Genomic DNA, 18,939 nt, shown 5'->3' with positions numbered 1-18,939 from the left:
ATCGATATCACATATATTGCGGCTATCGTTTTAAATTGGTGCTGGAGTAACAATATTTGCACAGTTACTGTACGTATCGCCTTCTATCTGTTTCGAAACAGGCCGAAAAAAATATAAAATATGTTATATTTAAAAGGAAAAGTAGGAAAAATGACTTGTATACGAGACAGCGATACCGAAACCGGATCGAGTGAACTGAGGACGGTTTCTCCAACCCGATAACGCGTAGATAGCATACTGTAAATTATAAAAGGATTTCAACCGATAAGATAACCGCCTCGGTCGAACCTCCGACGGATGTGGACCGCCTTTCGATTTCTTTTTGATACTAAATATAAAATTATTGTCTTGTACTTTAAAATGATATATCAGTGTGACTGTGTCTGATCTATCGGAGTGTGTGTTTCCGGTTCGAACGCACGGGGCGACGTTTTTTGTTCGGCCGCGCCGGAGGACGACCGTGCGCGTCGTTCACGAAACTGACGGGGCCGAACGGGTGTTGGCGACGGACGTCGAGGTGGCCGACGGAATCGTCTCACAGGGGCTGGGCTTGATGTTCCGGCGATCGGTGCCGGAGGGGTACGCGCTCGTTTTTCCCTTTTCAGGGGTCTCGACCCGGCGTCTCCATATGGTGTTCGTCCCGTTCGATATCGACGCCCTGTGGCTCGTCGACGGGCGCGTGAGGGCGACGAAGCGGCTGTCGGCGTGGACCGGCCGCGGCCACGCCGAGGCCGACACCGTCGTCGAACTCCCTGCTGGGGCGGCTGACGACGTCTCGGTCGGCGACCGCGTCCGGATCGAGGGGCTGTGACCGAGGGCTTTCCGGCCGCCGTCCGTTTCAGACCCTTTTTACGCCCCGGTCCGGTACAGACCGATAATGACCCGGATCGTCGTGGTTGACAACCACGGACAGTTCACCCATCTCGAACAGCGCGCGCTGCGCGATCTCGACATCGAGACGGAGATAATCGACAACGAAACGCCGCCGGCGGCGATCGAGGCCGACGGGATCGTCCTCTCTGGCGGCCCCGACATGGACCGGATCGGCTCGGCGCCCGAGTACCTCGATCTCGACGTCCCGGTCCTCGGCATCTGTCTCGGCATGCAGCTCATCGCCGCCGAACTGGGTGGCCGCGTCGACTCGGGCGACTACGGCGGCTACGCCGACGTCACCGTCGATATCGAAGACGAGACGGACCCGCTCGTCGGCTCGCTTTTCCCCGAGACGCGGGTGTGGGCCAGCCACGCCGACGAGGTCAAAACGCTCCCCGAAGGCTTTACCCGGACGGGGAAAAGCGACGTCTGTGAGATCGAGGCGATGAGCGACCCCGATCGGGACCTCTACGGCGTCCAGTGGCACCCCGAAGTCGCCCACACCGAGGAGGGGGAGGCGGTCTTCGAGAACTTCCTCGAGATCTGCGAGCGGCGCGGGTGAGACGGGTCCGAATGAAAGGGCTACTCGATGGATTCCCGGACGATGAGAACCGTTCGTCTTTTCTGGCCGGGGTCAGGGACTCGATCCCCGTCGCGACGGGGATCGCCCCGTTCTCCGTACTCGTCGGTATAACGGCCGTCGAATTCGGCTTTACCACCGCCGAAATCACGATCATGTCGGCGATCACCTACGCGGGAGCCTCACAGCTCGCCGCCATCTTTCTCATGGCGGACGACGGCCACCTGCTCCTCGTCGTGCTGACTGCCGTCCTGATAAACGTGCGTTTTTCGATGTACAGCGCCTATCTGGCGCCGAAGTTCCAGTCGCTCTCCCGCATGCGGAAGGCCGCATACTCGTTTCTCATCGTCGATACCATCTACGCGCTTTCGATCCCGTACTTCCGCAGCCGCGACGGTCCCAGTTCACACTGGTATTATTTCGGCGGCGGGATCGTCATCTGGGTGTTCTGGACCCTCGGAACTCTCGCCGGGGCGGGGCTGGGTGTCGGGGTGCCGGACGTGTTCCCCGTCGAGTTGGTCCTCCCGCTTGTGTTCATCGCCCTGCTGTTTCCGGTCCTCGAGGACCGGCCGAGCGTGGCGACCGCGGTCGTCGCGGGCGGCGTAGCCGTCGCGGCGGCCCCGCTCGATTACAACCTCGGCCTGCTTTTGGGCGTCTGTTGTGGGCTCGTCGTGGGGGTGTTCTTCAACCGATGAACGCCATCGAAACCATGCCGGCGGTCTGGCTCTGGATACACATCGTCGCGATCGCCATCGCCACGTACGCGCTCCGGATATCGTTCATCAGCCTGTTCAGCTACTACGAGATGCCCGATGGGATCGAAAAGCACCTGAACCTCGTTCCGCCGGCCGTCCTGGCGGCTTTGGCCGTGCCGCCGATCTTCTATCGGGACGGCGGCTTCTATCTGTCCCCGCTCAACCCGTTTCTCATCGCCGGACTCGCCGCGGCTATCGTCGCCTGGCGGACGGAGAGTCTCATCGGAACGCTCGTCACGGGGTTTCTCATCTACTTCGTGGTCGTCTCCGTTCCGGTGTTTTGATCCGAACGGTCACTCCGGATCTCCGAGGTCGATCGTCGTCCGGTCCCGAGCAACGAACCTCCCATCGAGGTATCCGTCCCCCGATAGGATGAGTTCGTAGGCGGCGAGGACCGGGGTGGAGCCGCTGTCGCCTTCCCCATCGCTGTAGACGAACACTTCGAATCCCGTCCCGACAGTCGTCCCGTCGTCGTATTCAGCCTCGACTACCGTCCAGTCGCTATCGCGGTACGTATCGAACGTATCCTCGTGGCCGAGTTCGGGCGGATGCAAATAGATGTTGGCACCCCTGTCCCCGGCAGGCTCGAATCGGAAACGGTAGCTATCGAGGGTAACGTTGCCCGGCTGTTCGATCCCGATCCGGAGCCGGTGAAACCCCGGCGCGTCCGGTATCCTGTCGACGCTTTTCCATGGAGTGTCCGGCCGCCCGTCGAAATAGACTCCGAGGAGTTCCCCGTCTTCGTCTTCCTCTTCGTACACGAAACGGACGGAATGGCCCTCCCTGGATTCGGTCGGTTCGGTAAGCTCCGTTTCCCCCGCGAGTGCTGTACATCCGGCGAGGGTACCACCGACGATCCCCATACTCGCCGCCACGTATCGTCGTCGATCCATCGATACTCCGGATAGACACAAAATCCAGGTAAGTCTTCGGTACGCCCAACGACTCACTGACCCTGCGACGTAAGCGAAGCTTTTTATCGGGAACGACCGACCGAAGAGGTATGAGCGCGACCCGGTCTGTAGTACGCGGGCTGTAACCGCGCGCCTTCTCCGTCGCGCGCACGTGTTCGCCCCCTACCGACCGGTCTACGCGAGAAAAACCATGAGTGACGTTCCAGACAGCTACGACCCAGAGGAGGCCGAACAGAGATGGCGCGAGGAGTGGCTCGACTCCGAGGTCTACAGCTACGACGACGACCCCGAGCGCCCCGACTACATCATCGATACGCCGCCACCGTACCCGACCGGCAACCTCCATATCGGCAACGCCCTGGGGTGGTGTTACATGGACTACGCCGCCCGGTATCACCGGCTCAAGGGCGACGACGTCCTCTTCCCGCAGGGATGGGACTGTCACGGCCTGCCGACCGAGGTGAAAGTCGAGGAGAACCGCGACATCCACCGGACGGACGTCTCCCGAGAGCAGTTCCGCGAGTGGTGTGTCGAACACACCGAGTCCCAGATCGGCGCGATGAAGGAGACGATGCTCACGCTTGGGTTCTCTCAGGACTGGAACCACGAGTTCCGGACGATGAACGACGACTACTGGGAGGAGACCCAGCGGTCGTTCGTCGAGATGGCCGAATCGGACTACGTCTATCAGGACGAACACCCGGTCAACTGGTGTCCCCGCTGTGAGACCGCTATCGCCGACGCCGAGGTCGAAAACGAGGACCGCGAGGGGACGCTGTACTACATCACCTTCGAGGGCGTCGGCAACGACGATATCGAGATCGCGACGACCCGCCCGGAGTTGCTTCCGGCCTGCGTCTCGATGGCCGTCGATCCCGACGACGAACGCTACGAGGACCGTATCGGCGACACGTTCGAGGTGCCGCTTTTCGGCCAGGAAGTCGAACTCATCGCCGACGAGGAGGTCGACGGCGAGTTCGGGACTGGGGCGGTGATGATCTGTACGTTCGGCGACAAACAGGACGCCGACTGGTGGGCCGAGTACGACCTCGAACTCCGGGCGGTCGTCACCGAGGACGGCCACCTCGACGAACTGGCCGGCGAGTTCGAGGGCCTCCCGATCGAGGAGGCCAAAACCGAGATCGCCGACGCCCTTGAGAGGCAGGGGTACCTCGAGGACGCCGAACCGACCGAGCAGTCGGTCGGCTGCTGTTGGCGGTGTGACACGCCGATCGAGATCCTCTCGAAGGAACAGTGGTTCGTGAAGGTCGATCAGGAGGAGATACTCGACACGGCCCAAAAGATCGAGTGGTTCCCCGATCACATGTACACCCGCCTGGAGGAGTGGACCGAAGGGATGGAGTGGGACTGGGTGATCTCCCGCCAGCGCGTCTTCGCGACGCCGATCCCCGCCTGGGAGTGTGCCGACTGTGGCCACGTCGAGACCGCCACGGGTGCGGAGGTCCCCGTCGACCCGACGACCGAGGATCCGGCGGTCGGGAGCTGTCCCGAATGCGGCGGCGAGAACTGGGCCGGCGAAACCGACGTGATGGACACTTGGATGGATTCGTCGATCTCGCCGCTGTACGTCGCCGGCTGGCCCGAGGAAGCCTTCGAGCCGGTTCAACTGCGCGAGCAGGGCCACGACATCATCCGGACGTGGGCCTTCTATACGATCCTCCGGACCGCCGCGGTCACCGGCGAGATCCCCTGGGAGGACGCTCTGATAAACGGGATGGTGTTCGGCGACGACGGCAACAAGATGTCCAAATCCCGCGGCAACTTCGTCCAGCCCGAGGAGGTCGTCGAGGAACACTCCGCGGACGCCTTCCGGCAGGCGATGGCGCTGGGCGGCCAGCCCGGTACCGACATCCAGTTCCAGTGGAAGGAGGTCACTTCGGCCTCGCGGTTCCAGACGAAGCTGTGGAACATCGTGAAGTTTTCCGCGGGCCACCTCGAGGGATCGACCCCCGAGACCGCCGACGCGGCCTACCGTGACGTCGACGCGTGGATCCTCGAGGAGTGTGCCGGGGTCGCCGAATCCGTCGCCGACGACATGGACGAGTATCGCTTCGACAGCGCCCTCCGGGCGGTCCGGGACTTCGTCTGGCACGACCTGGCCGACGACTACCTCGAGTTGATCAAGGGTCGGCTCTACGAGGGTCGACCCGGCGAGCGCCGCGCCGCCGAGAATGCGCTGTATACCGCGTTGAGCGCTTCTCTCCGGATGCTCTCGCCGTTCGCCCCCTTCATCACAGAGGAGGCCTGGAGCCACCTCCCGACGGAGGGCAGTGTCCACGGCGCGTCCTGGCCCGACCCGCCGGCGGTCGACGGGGAGGCGGCCGCCCGCGGGGCGACGATCGCGGATATCGCCGCGACCGTCCGGGGCTGGAAGTCCGACGAGGGGAAACCGCTCAACGCCGAACTCGACCGGGTCGAGGTCTACCTCGAGGAAGCGGTGCCGCTGGATACCTACGATCTCGCGGATACGGTCAACGCACCGGTCTACATCGAGGAGGGGACCCCGAACGTCGAGTTGGTCCCGGTCGGCGTCGATATCGACCACAGCGAGCTCGGCCCCGTCTTCCGCGAGAAGGCCGGCGCGGTCGTCGACCGACTGGAGTCGGCCGACCCGGTCGAACTACAGGCCGAACTCGACACCGCCGGCCACGCCGAGTTCGAGATCGACGGCGACGTCGTCACTGTCGAAGCCGACATGTTCGAACTCGAAGCGGAACAGCGATCCGAGGGCGGCGAGGAGGTCGTCGTCTTAGAGGCCGGCGACGCGACCGTCCTCGTCTTCGAGTGACTCGCTCCGCCCGTCACCGCGTGGGGGTCGCTGTCGCTTCCTCGGGGACGGCGTAGGGCTGTCCACAGCCGTGAACCTCGAGCGTACACCCGGGACAGGCGGTGTGTTTCTTCCGGCGGTGGGGAACCGACTGGCGCTGTCGCTCGGGATCGGCCTCCAGTCGTCCCCTGAGGTCGTCGGGGAGGGCTCCGAACGACGGGCTTCTCTCACTGTCCAAGATCGCCCGGTTATGCCGATCGTTCGAGCCACCTGCCCCCGACGGCGTCACCCTTCGAGCGTGACGACACCCTCCGTCGAGTCGAAACGGACGCGCCGGTCCGTATCGACCGTGAGACTCACACGTGCGCGGTCGACAGCGGTGTCGGGGCGCTCGATCTCGAGAAGCGAGAGCCACGTCGTGACGTCGTCGGTCCCCTCGGTGGGATCGGTGTAATACCCGTAGAGATCGACACCGTCGGCCGTATCCTCCATACGGCCCCACCGATGCTCAACCGATCCGGAGCCGTACCCGGTCTCGACGACGACCAACAGACGTTCCTCGAAATCGACCGATTCGATCCGCTCGCGCGTACCGGCCTCGACCGCGTCGAGATCGAGCAGTTCGTCACGGGCGGTTCCGTCAGTGGCCAGCCCGACCCAGTACTCTTCGTCGGCGTCATGGGTTAGCCGCCGCTCTCGGAGCACTCCGCGTGCGTTCGTCAGTACCTCGAAGCCGAGCGAGGGTTCCGTCGGCATGTGTTCGCCGAGGTACTCCTCGTTCCAGTCCTCGACGTCGTCCGGTTTCTGGATCTCGTACGGCGGGGTGTCTACCCGATCCGCGTCGGCGGCCCCGTCGTCGGTCCCATCGGGGTCCGTGAAAAAGATCACTATCTTCCCGCCGGTGTACCGTATGTCGACGTAGCCATCGACCTGTCCCGCGGTCGGTTCGACGTCGAATTCGAGCGTTCTGGAGGTTTCGACGCCATCGACCGCCACGTCGAAGGTTCGGGGTTCACCGGGGCGGGCTACCGCCGGAACCCGTTCGGTGGTGCTCGCTTCGACGCGCTCCTCGCCTTCGGTGAGAACGTCGCCGTCACTGTCCCGAACGACCAACTCGAACGTGTGGGCGGTGTCCGTCTCGTTGTGAAGCCGTCCGTCGACAGAGAGGTCGTCTGCGTCCGTTCCCCCGCCGTCAGTCCCGTCATCGGCGTCGCTACCGCCATCGGAGCCGTCGGACGGCGATTGGTCCTCCGAACCGGCCGTATCCTCGCCACAGCCAGCGAGAACTGGAGCGAACCCGAGGCCGATACCGGCGAGGATCTCGCGTCGGTTCATGATGCTGCCCGGAACTACCGGCGGAACAGATAAACAGGTTCGCAAAAGTCAAACGTCCGTTTGGTATTCCTCTACAGGCTGAGCAGGCCGAGTGCCTCGGGGCTTGACCCCGAGGGTGAAGGCCGTAAGCCCAGCTAAACGTGTTCCGTTCGCTCGATATACTGCTCGATCGTGTCTGTCGAAACATCACCCGCCGTCCCAGCGTAGTACGATTCCTCCCGAAATCCGCCACCCCACAGGTACTCCTCCAAGAACGGTTCGTGCTGTTCCCACATTTTCCGTGCCGTGATGCTCTTGACCGTTCGCACAATCTCGCTCGGCGCGTGCTTCGGATGGGCTGACAAGAACAAGTGTACGTGGTCGGGCGAGATATGCAACGACAGTATCTCGTAGCCGTATTCGCTGCACACGTCGCGGAAACTCACTTCCAGCGATTCCTTGATGTGTTCGAGTATCGCGTGACGGTACTTCGGACACCACACGAGGTGGTAGTTGACGTTGTACACCGTGTGGTTCGACCGCTTCTCGCCCATATTGGGAATACACCACCGCCACAATCAAGTATATCCAAAATATATACTCGGGTATGGCGAATCGCTTTGAAATTGACGGTGAGGAAGTCCTAGATGGCGAGGTCAAAGCGTTCGGGAATAGTGCCCACGTCACCGTTCCTAAACGCTGGCGTGGGGCCGATGTGAAAGTCGTCCGAATCTCAGAACCCGCCGAACAAGACGGAGAATGACCAACGCGCAGGCCCTCATCAAAACTCTAGACTTCCAACTCAACATCCAGAGTGACAACGGGGGTCTGCTGTACGACGCTACGCTTGAGTCTCGACAGGCGTACAACGAATCCATCCGCCTCGCGAAAGAAGGCGTGGACTGGGACGCCATTCCCGACCGTGTGGCCGACGACTCCGACCTCGTGAAGAACACGACTCAGCGCGTCGTTGCGAAGGCACTCGGTGCGATGGAGAACTACTACGAATATAACGATTTCGGCCAGCCGAGTCACACTAAGGACGGGTCGTACCCGCTCCGAGCGAACTACGAGGAAGGGTACAATCTGTCGTTCACCGACGACGGCGACGTGGCGTTCCGTATCAGCGCGAAGCCGTACAAACACGTCAAGGGCGTCCTCGAAGGGAGTGACGCTCATCTCGGTATTCTCAAGACCGCACTCGAAAGTAACGAGTGGAAGATTGGGACGGCAGAAGCCCTGTTCCACAACGACAACGCCGAGTTGCACGTCAACGTCACCAACACCGAGCAGACCGTTCGAGACAAGCAGGACTCGCGGACGATTGTCGGTGTGGACGTGAACGAGGATAACGTGGCGTTGACCGCACTCTCAACGGATGGTGTCGAAGATACGTTGGTCATCGACTTCCCCGAAATCAAGTTCGAGCGCCACCGCTACTTCACGATGCGGAAGCGCGTGCAGAACGCGGGGAAAAACAGTATCCACGACACGCTGGAAGGGCGTGAGGAACAGTTCGTCCGCGACAGACTCCACAAGGTGAGCCGTCACATCGTGGAGTGGAGCCAGCAGTTCGAGAAGCCGTGCATCGTCTTTGAAGACCTCAAAGAGATGCGCGATAGTATCGACTACGGTACGCGGATGAACCGACGTTTGCACCACCTCCCGTTCCGCGCCCTCCAGTTCTATACTTCGTACAAGGCGTCGTTCGAGGGCATCCCGACTGCGTGGATTAACCCCGAATACACGAGCCAGCGGTGTCCAATCTGCGGGCATACGGAACGGGCGAACCGCAACAAAAAGCGGTTCAAATGCCGGTCGTGTTCCCATCAAGACCACAGCGACCGAGGTGCAAGCGTCAATATCGCCGTGAAAGGCATGAAGAAACTCAATTGGAATGTGCCTGCTCTCAACAGCCTTTCCGTTGTTCGGAAGGTGCGACGGCAGGCATCGGGGGCCGTGGACGCCCCGACCGTGACCCACCCGACTGCCCAAGGCTATCAGGCCGATGGTCGGGTGGGAGTGTCCGACTATTCCACGGGAAGCCTCGGGGTCGTACGGAAATCTTTGATTTCCGTGATGACGAGACGCTCTGCGTCTCGAACCACTTGACCCCGAGGCGGTTCACCGTCGCGTTCTCGCGAAATCGTTGCCACCGAACGGCGGCTATACTAAAGGAACTGCAGATATTATAACTCTCGAAATCTACGGGGTGACACCGTCGGTAACCTCTTTGCTCCGGGAGACGTGCGGTGTTGGGGGAAGCTATCGGTTTCCCTCCGGGGCCCGAGAACTCCTAGTCGATCCTCTCGTCGCCGTCCCACTCGGCGGAGTTGTCCTGTGGCTCGTAGCCCAGCACCTCCTTGGCGCGCTCCAAGGAGTAGAACTTCCGGTCGTTGTCGGAGATGCCGTAGACGATCTCGTAGTCGTAGTCGGCCTCGAGCGCACACGCGTGGATCCGGGCACAATCACGATACGAGAGCCACATCGCCTGACCGCGCTCGTAGTCGATCGGCGGGTGACCACGGGTGAGGTTGCCGATCCGGATGTTACAGACGTCGATGCCGTACTCGTCGTGGTAGTACCGGCCGATGACCTCGCCGGTCGCCTTCGAGATCCCGTAGTGGTTGCCGGGGCGGGGGAGTTCGGTGCCGTCCAGCCGGAAGTCGTCGTCTGCCCGATAGAGGTCGGGTTTCCGGTCGGTCTCGAAGTGGCCGACGGCGTGGTTCGAGGACGCGAAGACGAACTTCTCGACGCCGGCCTCGACGGCGGCCTCGTAGAGTATCTTCGTCCCGTGGATGTTGTTGTCCAGTACCGACTCCCAGGGAGCGTCCCGGCGGGGATCGCCAGCCAGGTGGACGACCGTACCGACGCCCTCGCAGGCCTCGGCGACGAGTTCCTCGTCGGTGACGTCGCCGACCAGCGAGGGGTGTTCCGGCTCGAACGGCGGCGGGTTGTGAAACAGGTACCGCCAGTCGTACTCGTCGACCAGTCCCTCGCGGATGGCCGTCCCGACGGACCCTTTGGCCCCGGTGAGCAGTACGGTCTCGTCCATTAGCGGAGGAAACGCGGCAGTCGGGTAAGAAACGTGCGGTTCCGACCGGCTCGGGCCCTCCGTCTCCGGCCCGTCCCAGCCCGTCCCGGCCCGAGACACGGTGGTCCCGGGACGTCCCCGCGGAACGTCGGCGTCGGGTAACCTTCTTTGCCGTCCTGATCGATCCCTCCCACATGTTCAAGGCGTACCGCGTCGGCTCCGTCGCCGGGATCCCGATCAGAATCGACGTGACGTTGCTTTTGATCCTCCCCGTGTTGGTCTATCTCATCGGCAGCGGGATGGGCGAGGCCGCCGCGGCGCTCAACAGCGGGCTCGGTGCGGGCCTCGACGTCGGGGCGCTGACGGCCGGGTCGATCCCGTGGCTGATCGGCGCCGCCTCGGCCGTCGGGCTGTTCGGCTGTGTCCTGTTACACGAACTCGGCCACGCGGCCGTCGCCCGACGCTACGGCTACGGGATCGAATCGATCACGCTGTGGCTGCTCGGTGGCATCGCCAGGCCAAAAGAGCAACCGAACCGCTGGCACCACGAGTTCTGGATCGCGATCGGCGGGCCGGTCGTCAGCGTCGCCCTCGGGATCGTCTTTCTTCTCGCTTTCGTGGCTCTTTCGGCCGATCCGGTCCGGTTCGTCGTCGGCTATCTCGCCGCCCTGAACCTCGTTCTCGCCGGGTTCAACATGCTTCCGGCGTTCCCGCTCGACGGCGGCCGCGTGCTCCGGGCGCTTTTGGGCCGCACGCGCACCCACGCCGAGGCGACGCGGCTGTCGGTTCGCGTCGGCAAGTCCTTCGCGATCCTCTTTGGGCTGTTCGGTCTCTTCGTGTTCAATCCGTTTCTGATCGCCGTCGCCTTCTTCGTCTACATGGCCGCGACCGCCGAGGGCCGACAGACGATGCTGCAGGCGGCCTTCGAGGGCGTCGTCGTCGGGGACGTGATGACGCCGGCCGCCGACGTCCGGACGCTGTCGCCGGAGACGACGCTGGATACCGTCCTCGAACGGATGTTCTCCGAGCGCCACACGGGGTATCCGGTCGTCGACGGCGGCCGTCCGGTCGGCGTCGTCACGCTCGATGACATCCGGAACGTCGCCCCCGAGAACCGCCCCTCGACGACCGTCGCGGACGTGATGAGTACCGACCTCCGTACTGTCGGCGTCGGAACGGAGGCGATGGAAGCGATGCAACGGCTCGCCCACGAGGACATCGGTCGGGTTTTGGTCACCGACGGGACCGACTCGCTCGTCGGGCTCGTCACCCGTTCGGATCTCGTTACCGCGATGAACATCCTCCGGGAGCGACGCGACGCCGACCTCGAGCCGTCCCGTCTCGGCTGATCGCCCCATCCGGCGCTCCGGCGCTACTTCCAGTGTTTGAACAGGAGGCGTCTGATGTCGTCTTTCGTCCGGACGGCTTCCGTGGCCCCGTCCGGGAGATCGACCTCGTAGGGCTCCTCGCCGTCCGATTCGCGCCACCGCCCGTCGTGGGCATCGAGCAGGCTCATCGCCTGCTGGAGCGTGTCTTCGGGTGATTCCTCTCGGTCGTCCGGGTTGTCCGGTTCCTCCGGGTCGTCCGACAACTCTGTATCATCCGTCCCCTCGGAGTCGGGCTCTCTCCTCTCCGCTTTGCCTGTCCCGGCTTCGCCAGCCTCGCCGGCCTCGGTCGCCGCCACCACGATGTCGACCGCCTGCTCGTCGCCGATCCCCTTGATCTCGGTGAGCGCCTCGGGATCCGCCGCCGCGACGTCCCCGACGGACCGGAACCCGGCGATAGCGAGCGACTTCGCGGTCGCCTCGCCGACGCCGTTGATCGCCGTGAGTCCCTCGATGTCGGCCGCCGAGCGATCGCCGTCGTCTTCAGCCGGCGGGGTGTAGGTATCCAGCAGATACTGGATCGCGTCCTCTGTTCTGAGGGTACCGTACTCGCCGACGTAGGCGGCCTCCAGTTCCTCGCGTATCGCTTCCAGTTCCGCCTTCTGGGCCTTGGAGATCGAAAGCTCGGGCATACCTGTCGATGGGTGCGCCAGCCGACAATAAGCTACCGCCGCGGGTGAGGGCTTATCCGACCGGCGCGCTACCCTCCGACATGAACGACGGCCCGGTCGCGTCCGATCCGTCCGAGGAGTCTCCACCTGCCGGGATCATCCGGATCCGGCGGGCGCTCGTCGGCCTCAGCCTCGTCTGGCTGACCGCGGTCTCGGGTATCGGCTCGGTGCTGGCCGCCACCTACGGGCTGGCTGGATCTCCCATGTATCTCCTGGCGAGCGCGGTTGCGGCGGCGCTGGCGCTCGCCGCCGGCCTCGGCGCGCTCCGGACGTTCGGCTACCGGTGACGCCGCCGCTCAGTCGCCGTCAACCCGGACCGTCAACACCGGTACGTCGGCGGTGCGGACGACCCGTTCGGTTACGCTGCCGAGCAGGTACTTGTCGAGCCCGCTCCGGCTGTGGGTCCCCATGACGACGAGATCGACGTCCGCCCCGTCCGCGTACTTCAGGATCTCCCGGTTGGGGATCCCGTCCTCGATAGCCGCCCGGACCGTCACGTCGGCGGCGTCGGCGCGATCGCGGATCGATGCGATCGCGTTCTCGCCGATCTCCCGGAGCTGGGCGCTGACGCGCTCGTCGGTCATTTCGGGGGCGTAGGGGGCGTCCTCGACGACAAAGAGGGCGTGGAGTTCGGCTCCCGTCTCGGCGGCCAGCCCGATCGCTTGCTCGACGGCGCGGTCGGTGCCCTCGCTTCCGTCCGTCGGCAGCAGGATACGCTCGTACATGTCCGAACGTTCGATCCGCGACACAAGGAGCTATCCCCGGTTCTCGTCCGGGCCGATACCGAACACAGAGGGGCGATCGGTCGGGTTCCGCAGCTAGTTCACGTCCGGTGCCTTCTCGCGTCCGTTCGATCGTCTCCCCTGCTCGTCCTGCTGGGCCGTGTCGGTACTCGGGAACTCTTCGAGATCCTCGTTCGGCTCGTACAGCGCACAGTAGTCCCGCGAACGAACGATCCCTTCGACGATCGCACACGCTCCGTCTCCCATCCCGGTCTCGGCCGGTTTCCCCGGGATGAAGTACGTACAGTTCGCACAGAGTGCGTATCCCTGTGGGTAACACTGATATCCCGCTTCCTGGCGCGTGTTGATATCGTTCGGATCCCGCTCTACCCCGTCGACACTCGTCGCGGTTTTGAGCGAGTCCGGAACTTCGACGTCGTTTTCCTCGACACACCAGTCGTCCGGGCGGCCGGTTTCGGCTGCCGCCTCGCTCTGTCCCCCGCCGGACTGTAAACAGCCAACCAGCGCCCCGATCGACGCGGTGCTCGCCAGCTGCAGGAACCGCCGCCGTTTCGGTGTCTCTCCGCCGTCCGGGCTCTCCGGATCGCCCGCCGATCTGTCTCCGTCCGACATATGTGTCTTCACCTTCTGTCCACACTGATGTAATGTTTGCTGTATAATGCTTGAACCGTCTCGGGGGTGGCGGGGCCGAATACGAGGCGTCTCGACGGGAATCCCTCGATACGCGTCGGGTTAATACGGCTGTGGCCCGAACGGTCGGTGATGACAGCGACCAAGACGGCGACGTTCGGCGGCGGCTGTTTCTGGTGTATCGAGGCGGCACTCGAGGAACTCGAGGGGGTCGAGTCGGTCACGTCCGGCTATGCGGGCGGGCACGTGGAGGACCCGACCTACGAGGCGGTCTGTTCCGGCGAGACGGGTCACGCCGAGGTCGTCCGGGTGGCCTACGATCCCGACGTCGTCGAGTACGGGGACCTACTCGAGGCTTTCTTTACCATCCACGATCCGACGCAACTGAACCGACAGGGACCGGACGTCGGCTCGCAGTACCGTTCGATCGTGCTGTATCACGACGACGACCAGCGCCGGCAGGCCCGAGCCTACATCGAGGCCCTCGACGAGGAGTACGACGACGACGTCGTCACCGAACTCGAACCGCTCGAGACGTTCTACGAGGCCGAGGAGTACCACCAGAACTACTTCGAAAAGAACCCCCAAGACGCCTACTGTTCGATGCACGCCCAGCCGAAAGTCGAGAAGATACGGGAGACGTTTGCGGAAAAAATGGCGTCTGAATAAGAACCAACCGATAGGGAAAATTCCTCAGCGTCTATTCGAACCGAGGAAGCGTATTATAGGCTGAACAGGCGCAATACCACGGCCTTCAGGCCGTGGATACGCGCCGTCACTCAGTGATCCATTCCCCTGCTTCGACAGGTCTGGATATTCCACCGTTCTCAATCCGAACCTTTACAATAGAAACAGCTATAAGTGATTATACAGGCGTTCAGAATGTTGGAAGTCCACCGCACCCATCAAGCGAAAATCCGCAACCACAGTCAGGTAGCGGAATCGCTTGACCGGCACGGGTGGGCAGCCAGCAAACTCTGGAACGTCGCTAATTACCACTCCCGCGAAGTGTGGGAGAATACGGGCGAGATTCCTGACCACCGAGACCTCAAAGACGAGTTGAAGGCTCACAACACGTACAAGGGACTGCACAGTCAGTCCAGTCAGCGCGTTCTTGAGGAACTCGCTGAAGCCTTCAACTCGTGGTACTCCAGTGATGATGACAGAGACAATCCGCCCGGCTACCGCAAAAAAAACTACTACGACCAACAGGGTCGCCGCGTCCACGAAGAACACCCTCGTTCAACAGTAACGTGGAAGCAGAACGGCATTAAACACGACAGGGAGAATAATCGCGTCCGGCTCTCGAAAGGCGCGAACCACAAGGAACACCCCAAAGCCTGGGAGTACATCCTCGTCGAGTACCAAACTCGTCCCGGTGTCACAGTTGAGAACCTGCAACAAGTTCGCGCCGTCTACGACAAGGCGAAGGGACGATGGGAACTGCACCTCGTCTGCAAAGACGAAATCGAAACTCCCGACGCACCCGGCAACGAGACAGCGGGGATTGATCTCGGTATCTGCAACTTCGCCGCTGTCGCGTACAGCACCGAGGAAGCCGACCTGTACCCCGGCAACCGCCTCAAGCAGGATGGCTACTACTTCCCGAAAGAGATCGCTAAATGCGACGACTCGAGTAGTGAACGAGCCACTCGGTTGCACGCGAAGTGGTCGGAGCGCCGCACCCACTTCTTGCACTCGGTAGCGAGACACATCGTTGAACAGTGCGTCGAGAAGGGTGTTGGGCGAATCAATATCGGAGACTTGGAAGGCGTCCGCGAGGACGAAGACGGCGACTCGAAGAATTGGGGTCGGCACGGCAACCTTGACTTGCACGGGTGGGCGTTCGACCGCTTCACGTCGATCCTCGAATACAAGGCGAAGGTCGAGGGCATCGAGGTCGTAGAAGTGTCGGAGCGTGACACGAGCAAGACGTGTTGCGTGTGCGGGAGAGAAGACGACAGCCAGCGCGTCGAGCGTGGCCTGTACGTCTGCGAGACGTGTGATGCGGCGTTCAACGCAGACGTGAACGGGGCGGAGAACATCCGTCTCGACGTCAACGACAAAAGTAACTCCGAGTCTGCGTCCAATTTGGACGAGGATAGGAGTACCGGCTGGTTGGCACAGCCAGGAGTCTACCTTCATGACCTCTCCCGAGGATTCCAACCTCGGACAGAGGTGGTGGACTGCAAACCCTAATATCCCAATCCAGCGGTGCGGTACCGTGGGATTCACCCGCGTTCACGCGGGTGAGGATGTCAATCAAACACCCGCTGGTGACAGAACGTACCCACTTCAACGTGTAAAGCTGAGTTATCCCTTGTTAGCCAAGGCCAGCCCATATCAGACTGGCCGGCCTTTGTGTTATCATGAGGTTCTGAATATGAAGGAAACAGCTCCCTCTGAGATTAGGATCGGCCAAGACGAGGATTCAATATCCGCCGCCACCCTCCTCGAAAAGTTGGAGAAAACACCTCGATCCGACGAGCCCGGAGAGACTGTTTCGGACATCACCACAGAGGTCGAAGCCTCGCTATTCGGCTCAGAACAGTTCTCCTACGAGAGAGCACAAGTCCTTTCTTCGCTCGAAGAGGTGCTCGTCTCGTTGATCGTACTACAAAACAGGGATCCTAACGGCAAGCAGTTGTTAGACACCCTTGCTGAAGATTTGGATATAACTCTCAGTCCCGGCACGGTCTACCCACGACTGGTGGCTCTTTGTGAGGATGACCTGCTCAAGCGGCGCGAACTCGTCAAAACAATAGAGTATAGGTTCGATGACTCGGATAAAGCGCGTTCAAACGTTGCGGCAGCAGCCAGACAGCACCTCGCACTCGGGTTGCTGTTCCGAACCGTCGTTGAACAGGGCGACTTCGTGTGACTACTCAGACTCAACGGTAGAGACGGAACCACGGGTACGAGGGAGACATTAACAACATCCAGTAAAACCGTTTCCCGAGTTGCTCAAATCAACGTCCGAAGCTGAATCGAGTAGGTTATTTTTGCTCTTTCCACAGTCGACTGGTACAGTATATTAATGAGTTCGGATTCCGGATCTACAGGCGGAACAGGCTGAGTGCCTCGGGGTCGTACCGAAATCAAAGATTTCACTTGTCCAAGTCGTCGGTCGGTCACACGAGCGATCCTGTTCGGATGGAAGGGCAGTGGTGAACCGAACATATCGGAACAAGTCCACGAAATTCACCGTACCAGGTTCGCGGACGCGGGGCGTCGCCGAGCGTTCGCTTGATCGTCGGAGAGACCCTCTTCCAGAAAGTGCACCCCAAGCGTTGTCTTTTCAGTCCCGGGTTCACCAGAAACGAGACACATTCGCCCTTTGACCAGCCCACCTTGCAAGAGTTCATAGAGCCCTTCTATCCCGGTCGAGAGCTGCGGGATCGCTTGACCAGTGAAGGCCATACGGTCAGTCTGCCCGTTCGTTCTTTGTGATCTCCGTGACGACCACGTCCCAATCGGGATACTCAGCTCCATTTCGACACTCGAATCCGCCTCTCACGTCGATTCCATTATCGTAGGCCCTGACAAGGAGTGCCTGTAGTTCGGCGCTCAACGCCGCTTTCGACGTGATTGACGGCTTTTTCGAAGTCATCGTTCCGCCTCGTCTCTGCATGTATACTCGACCGCTCCGTCGGCAACTTCAGCTATCTTTGTGTCCATATATCGTATACGGGCTTGAACCGGATGAGGAAGGGTACTGATTATACAGAGGGTTTATAAAATCTGTTCGGAGAGGTAATCACGAGGAGCTGATCAGTGTCGCGCTGATGAGACGTCGATGGCCGCGTCGGAGTCGAGAGGACAGCGATTGTTGGGTGATACCGAGCTCCTCTGCGATTTCTTTAAGCGACGCTTCGCGGGGGGAGTCGAAGTAACCGCGTTCGTAAGCCAACAACAGCGCCTCGCGCTGGGTCTCGGTTAGTTCGTAGCTTTCCCCATGGATCGGGAGCATCGCGTGAACAGCAGTGATCGTTATCGGGATCTCCTGGTCCTGACAGTACTCTCGAAACTCCGCGATCGCTTCCTGACTTTCGCCGCGCACCTCGAATCGCCACTCGTCTTTCGTCCCGATTCCGGAGAGGACAGCCACATTAGCCTTGGCGAGAGCGACGAGAATACCAACGTACGCCTGGTCCCACTCGACGCGCATGAGGTACTCGTCTTCGAAACTATCGACCACTCGGATGTTCGATGTGCCAGCGTGTGGTTCGAACTCGGCTTCGATCGCTTCGGTTTCCGCGCCCCGCACCCAAAAGTACGGGATGATATGCGTTTCGTGGGGAATCAATCGCTCTAACTCCACGGTTACGCCCGGTAGGTTTTCGAAAATACTGCCCAACGGGAACTCCGCTGTCGGACTCGTGAATTCCATAACGGTTGCCATGCAGAACTCTTCGTCCGGCAGGTGAATAACTGATAGGCCTTCTTCGGAACCGCCTTTTTATAACCAGGAAGCCTACCACTAACCATGCGGGAGGGTGCAGCGACAGTCACGGATTTTGCTCCCTCTGAGACCGATCCGTCGATCATCCTGCACGTTGACTGCGATTGTTTCTATGCTGCCTGTGAGCGGCTTCGCCGACCCCACCTCGCCGACGAACCGGTCGTCATCGGCATGGGGTATGAGCAAGCCGATCCGCACGGTGCCGTCGCGACAGCCAGTTACGAGGCCCGCGAGTACGGCGTCGAATCCGCCATGGCGATCAGCGATGCGCTCGAACGGCTCCCACGACGCGTTGATGCCGACGCCGACGATCCAGCGGCTCCCGATCCGGCTGACACCGGGTACTATCTCCCTGTCGAGATGGATCACTACCAGGCAGTTGGCGGCGACGTCCACGCCCTCCTCGAGGAATATGCCAACCCGCTCGAACCCGTCAGTATCGACGAAGCCTATCTCGACGTCACCGACGCGACCACCTGGGCAGACGTCGACGCCTTCGCACGGAGGCTCAAAACCGAGATCAAAACCACTGTTGGGATCCCTGTCAGCATCGGCGTCGCTCCAACCAAAAGCGCCGCCAAGGTCGCCTCCGATCACGAGAAACCCGACGGCCTCGTCGTTGTCCGTCCTGGAGACGTCGAAGAGTTTTTCGCCCCGCTTGACATCGAATCGGTTCACGGTATCGGACCAGTCACCGCCGGCAAGCTGCGAGAGCGTGGCATCGACACCGCCGGCGAACTCGCGACCGCCGACCCGGAGACGCTCGTGAACGCTGTGGGATCCAAAGGCC

General features: G+C 61.6%; 22 protein-coding genes and 1 pseudogene. 13 read left to right on the top strand and 10 right to left on the bottom strand.

Translation table 11 applies throughout. The features are described 5' to 3' along the window. Positions 1–460 precede the first annotated feature (460 nt). The 4 genes from KM295_RS10690 (at position 461) to KM295_RS10675 (ending at position 2,492) form a co-directional block, all read left to right on the top strand. Complete coding sequence (locus KM295_RS10690; protein ID WP_256029941.1) at positions 461–811, top strand: DUF192 domain-containing protein; 351 nt, start codon at positions 461–463, stop codon at positions 809–811. A 66-nt stretch (positions 812–877) separates the two neighbouring features. Further along, positions 878–1,435, top strand: a complete 558-nt coding sequence (locus tag KM295_RS10685) for a GMP synthase subunit A (protein ID WP_256029940.1) — start codon at positions 878–880, stop codon at positions 1,433–1,435. Between the two features lie 11 nt (positions 1,436–1,446). After that, the gene (locus KM295_RS10680) at positions 1,447–2,148 is read left to right on the top strand and encodes an AzlC family ABC transporter permease (protein WP_256029939.1); all 702 of its coding nucleotides are present in this window, start codon (positions 1,447–1,449) and stop codon (positions 2,146–2,148) included. Next, a complete protein-coding gene (locus KM295_RS10675) occupies positions 2,145–2,492 on the top strand; it encodes an AzlD domain-containing protein (RefSeq protein WP_256029938.1) in 348 nt (115 codons plus the stop codon). The genes KM295_RS10680 and KM295_RS10675 overlap by 4 nt, the downstream gene beginning before the upstream one ends. Before the next feature lie 9 nt (positions 2,493–2,501). Here the strand turns inward: KM295_RS10675 and KM295_RS10670 are convergent, their stop codons facing one another. After that, positions 2,502–3,101, bottom strand: a complete 600-nt coding sequence (locus KM295_RS10670; RefSeq protein WP_256029937.1) for a hypothetical protein — start codon at positions 3,099–3,101, stop codon at positions 2,502–2,504. A gap of 211 nt (positions 3,102–3,312) precedes the next feature. Here KM295_RS10670 and KM295_RS10665 point away from each other — a divergent pair, with 211 nt between their 5' ends. Further along, the gene (locus KM295_RS10665) at positions 3,313–5,931 is read left to right on the top strand and encodes a valine--tRNA ligase (RefSeq protein ID WP_256029936.1); all 2,619 of its coding nucleotides are present in this window, start codon (positions 3,313–3,315) and stop codon (positions 5,929–5,931) included. Between the two features lie 13 nt (positions 5,932–5,944). Here KM295_RS10665 and KM295_RS10660 read toward each other — a convergent pair whose 3' ends face one another. The 3 genes from KM295_RS10660 to tnpA form a co-directional block, all read right to left on the bottom strand. Then, a complete protein-coding gene (locus tag KM295_RS10660; RefSeq protein WP_256029935.1) occupies positions 5,945–6,148 on the bottom strand; it encodes a hypothetical protein in 204 nt (67 codons plus the stop codon). A gap of 47 nt (positions 6,149–6,195) precedes the next feature. Continuing rightward, on the bottom strand, positions 6,196–7,245 hold the full coding sequence (locus KM295_RS10655; protein WP_256029934.1) for a hypothetical protein: 1,050 nt from the start codon (positions 7,243–7,245) through the stop codon (positions 6,196–6,198). Between the two features lie 134 nt (positions 7,246–7,379). Continuing rightward, entirely contained in the window at positions 7,380–7,778 is a 399-nt protein-coding gene (tnpA, locus tag KM295_RS10650) for an IS200/IS605 family transposase (protein ID WP_256029933.1), read from the bottom strand. A 53-nt stretch (positions 7,779–7,831) separates the two neighbouring features. Between tnpA and KM295_RS10645 the strand changes: the two genes are divergently transcribed. Both KM295_RS10645 and KM295_RS10640 read left to right on the top strand, forming a co-directional pair. Next, positions 7,832–7,987, top strand: a complete 156-nt coding sequence (locus KM295_RS10645) for a DUF2080 family transposase-associated protein (protein WP_256029932.1) — start codon at positions 7,832–7,834, stop codon at positions 7,985–7,987. Beyond that, positions 7,984–9,255, top strand: a pseudogene (locus tag KM295_RS10640) (RNA-guided endonuclease InsQ/TnpB family protein); the annotation flags it as partial. The gene KM295_RS10645 and the pseudogene KM295_RS10640, both read left to right, overlap by 4 nt. A gap of 265 nt (positions 9,256–9,520) precedes the next feature. Here the strand turns inward: KM295_RS10640 and azf are convergent. Then, entirely contained in the window at positions 9,521–10,279 is a 759-nt protein-coding gene (azf, locus tag KM295_RS10635) for an NAD-dependent glucose-6-phosphate dehydrogenase Azf (RefSeq protein WP_256029930.1), read from the bottom strand. Between the two features lie 173 nt (positions 10,280–10,452). On the opposite strand from azf, the gene KM295_RS10630 reads away from it, so the two are divergent. After that, positions 10,453–11,607 (top strand): CBS domain-containing protein, encoded by a 1,155-nt coding sequence (locus KM295_RS10630; protein WP_256029929.1) that lies wholly within the window; start codon positions 10,453–10,455, stop codon positions 11,605–11,607. A 23-nt stretch (positions 11,608–11,630) separates the two neighbouring features. Here KM295_RS10630 and KM295_RS10625 read toward each other — a convergent pair whose 3' ends face one another. After that, on the bottom strand, positions 11,631–12,275 hold the full coding sequence (locus KM295_RS10625) for a helix-hairpin-helix domain-containing protein (protein ID WP_256029928.1): 645 nt from the start codon (positions 12,273–12,275) through the stop codon (positions 11,631–11,633). An 80-nt stretch (positions 12,276–12,355) separates the two neighbouring features. Between KM295_RS10625 and KM295_RS10620 the strand changes: the two genes are divergently transcribed. Then, the gene (locus KM295_RS10620) at positions 12,356–12,601 is read left to right on the top strand and encodes a hypothetical protein (RefSeq protein ID WP_256029927.1); all 246 of its coding nucleotides are present in this window, start codon (positions 12,356–12,358) and stop codon (positions 12,599–12,601) included. Between the two features lie 9 nt (positions 12,602–12,610). Here the strand turns inward: KM295_RS10620 and KM295_RS10615 are convergent, their stop codons facing one another. Further along, positions 12,611–13,039, bottom strand: a complete 429-nt coding sequence (locus KM295_RS10615) for a universal stress protein (protein WP_256029926.1) — start codon at positions 13,037–13,039, stop codon at positions 12,611–12,613. A 93-nt stretch (positions 13,040–13,132) separates the two neighbouring features. Further along, positions 13,133–13,669 (bottom strand): hypothetical protein, encoded by a 537-nt coding sequence (locus KM295_RS10610; RefSeq protein ID WP_256029925.1) that lies wholly within the window; start codon positions 13,667–13,669, stop codon positions 13,133–13,135. A gap of 150 nt (positions 13,670–13,819) precedes the next feature. Here KM295_RS10610 and msrA point away from each other — a divergent pair, with 150 nt between their 5' ends. The 3 genes from msrA (at position 13,820) to KM295_RS10595 (ending at position 16,568) form a co-directional block, all read left to right on the top strand. Further along, positions 13,820–14,356, top strand: a complete 537-nt coding sequence (gene msrA, locus KM295_RS10605; protein WP_256029924.1) for a peptide-methionine (S)-S-oxide reductase MsrA — start codon at positions 13,820–13,822, stop codon at positions 14,354–14,356. 213 nt (positions 14,357–14,569) lie between these two features. Further along, a complete protein-coding gene (locus tag KM295_RS10600; protein ID WP_256029923.1) occupies positions 14,570–15,886 on the top strand; it encodes an RNA-guided endonuclease InsQ/TnpB family protein in 1,317 nt (438 codons plus the stop codon). Between the two features lie 184 nt (positions 15,887–16,070). Next, a complete protein-coding gene (locus KM295_RS10595; protein WP_256029922.1) occupies positions 16,071–16,568 on the top strand; it encodes a hypothetical protein in 498 nt (165 codons plus the stop codon). A gap of 543 nt (positions 16,569–17,111) precedes the next feature. Here KM295_RS10595 and KM295_RS10585 read toward each other — a convergent pair. Both KM295_RS10585 and KM295_RS10580 read right to left on the bottom strand, forming a co-directional pair. Next, on the bottom strand, positions 17,112–17,297 hold the full coding sequence (locus KM295_RS10585) for a hypothetical protein (protein WP_256029921.1): 186 nt from the start codon (positions 17,295–17,297) through the stop codon (positions 17,112–17,114). 147 nt (positions 17,298–17,444) lie between these two features. Next, a complete protein-coding gene (locus tag KM295_RS10580; RefSeq protein ID WP_418904785.1) occupies positions 17,445–18,089 on the bottom strand; it encodes a helix-turn-helix domain-containing protein in 645 nt (214 codons plus the stop codon). A gap of 84 nt (positions 18,090–18,173) precedes the next feature. Here KM295_RS10580 and KM295_RS10575 point away from each other — a divergent pair. Beyond that, positions 18,174–18,939: Y-family DNA polymerase (locus KM295_RS10575; protein ID WP_256029919.1), on the top strand; the 766-nt coding region annotated here is incomplete at its 3' end.

The sequence above is a fragment of the Natronomonas aquatica genome, from assembly GCF_024449025.1.
In the GTDB taxonomy this organism is placed as follows: Archaea; Halobacteriota; Halobacteria; order Halobacteriales; family Haloarculaceae; genus Natronomonas; species Natronomonas aquatica.
The sequence above is the reverse complement of the archived record's forward strand: the minus strand, read 5'-3'. Positions and strand labels throughout refer to the sequence as shown.

Bases quoted from the DNA above. Each gene is read 5' to 3' on its own strand.
- tnpA (WP_256029933.1), bottom strand. From the start codon at position 7,778: ATGGGCGAGAAGCGGTCGAACCACACGGTGTACAACGTCAACTACCAC.
- KM295_RS10665 (WP_256029936.1), top strand. From the start codon at position 3,313: ATGAGTGACGTTCCAGACAGCTACGACCCAGAGGAGGCCGAACAGAGA.
- KM295_RS10595 (WP_256029922.1), top strand. From the start codon at position 16,071: ATGAAGGAAACAGCTCCCTCTGAGATTAGGATCGGCCAAGACGAGGAT.
- KM295_RS10580 (WP_418904785.1), bottom strand. From the start codon at position 18,089: ATGGCAACCGTTATGGAATTCACGAGTCCGACAGCGGAGTTCCCGTTG.
- KM295_RS10600 (WP_256029923.1), top strand. From the start codon at position 14,570: ATGTTGGAAGTCCACCGCACCCATCAAGCGAAAATCCGCAACCACAGT.
- KM295_RS10675 (WP_256029938.1), top strand. From the start codon at position 2,145: ATGAACGCCATCGAAACCATGCCGGCGGTCTGGCTCTGGATACACATC.
- KM295_RS10610 (WP_256029925.1), bottom strand. From the start codon at position 13,669: ATGTCGGACGGAGACAGATCGGCGGGCGATCCGGAGAGCCCGGACGGC.
- KM295_RS10585 (WP_256029921.1), bottom strand. From the start codon at position 17,297: ATGACTTCGAAAAAGCCGTCAATCACGTCGAAAGCGGCGTTGAGCGCC.
- KM295_RS10620 (WP_256029927.1), top strand. From the start codon at position 12,356: ATGAACGACGGCCCGGTCGCGTCCGATCCGTCCGAGGAGTCTCCACCT.
- KM295_RS10670 (WP_256029937.1), bottom strand. From the start codon at position 3,101: ATGGATCGACGACGATACGTGGCGGCGAGTATGGGGATCGTCGGTGGT.
- KM295_RS10680 (WP_256029939.1), top strand. From the start codon at position 1,447: ATGAAAGGGCTACTCGATGGATTCCCGGACGATGAGAACCGTTCGTCT.
- azf (WP_256029930.1), bottom strand. From the start codon at position 10,279: ATGGACGAGACCGTACTGCTCACCGGGGCCAAAGGGTCCGTCGGGACG.
- KM295_RS10685 (WP_256029940.1), top strand. From the start codon at position 878: ATGACCCGGATCGTCGTGGTTGACAACCACGGACAGTTCACCCATCTC.
- KM295_RS10645 (WP_256029932.1), top strand. From the start codon at position 7,832: ATGGCGAATCGCTTTGAAATTGACGGTGAGGAAGTCCTAGATGGCGAG.
- KM295_RS10625 (WP_256029928.1), bottom strand. From the start codon at position 12,275: ATGCCCGAGCTTTCGATCTCCAAGGCCCAGAAGGCGGAACTGGAAGCG.
- KM295_RS10630 (WP_256029929.1), top strand. From the start codon at position 10,453: ATGTTCAAGGCGTACCGCGTCGGCTCCGTCGCCGGGATCCCGATCAGA.
- KM295_RS10615 (WP_256029926.1), bottom strand. From the start codon at position 13,039: ATGTACGAGCGTATCCTGCTGCCGACGGACGGAAGCGAGGGCACCGAC.
- msrA (WP_256029924.1), top strand. From the start codon at position 13,820: ATGACAGCGACCAAGACGGCGACGTTCGGCGGCGGCTGTTTCTGGTGT.
- KM295_RS10655 (WP_256029934.1), bottom strand. From the start codon at position 7,245: ATGAACCGACGCGAGATCCTCGCCGGTATCGGCCTCGGGTTCGCTCCA.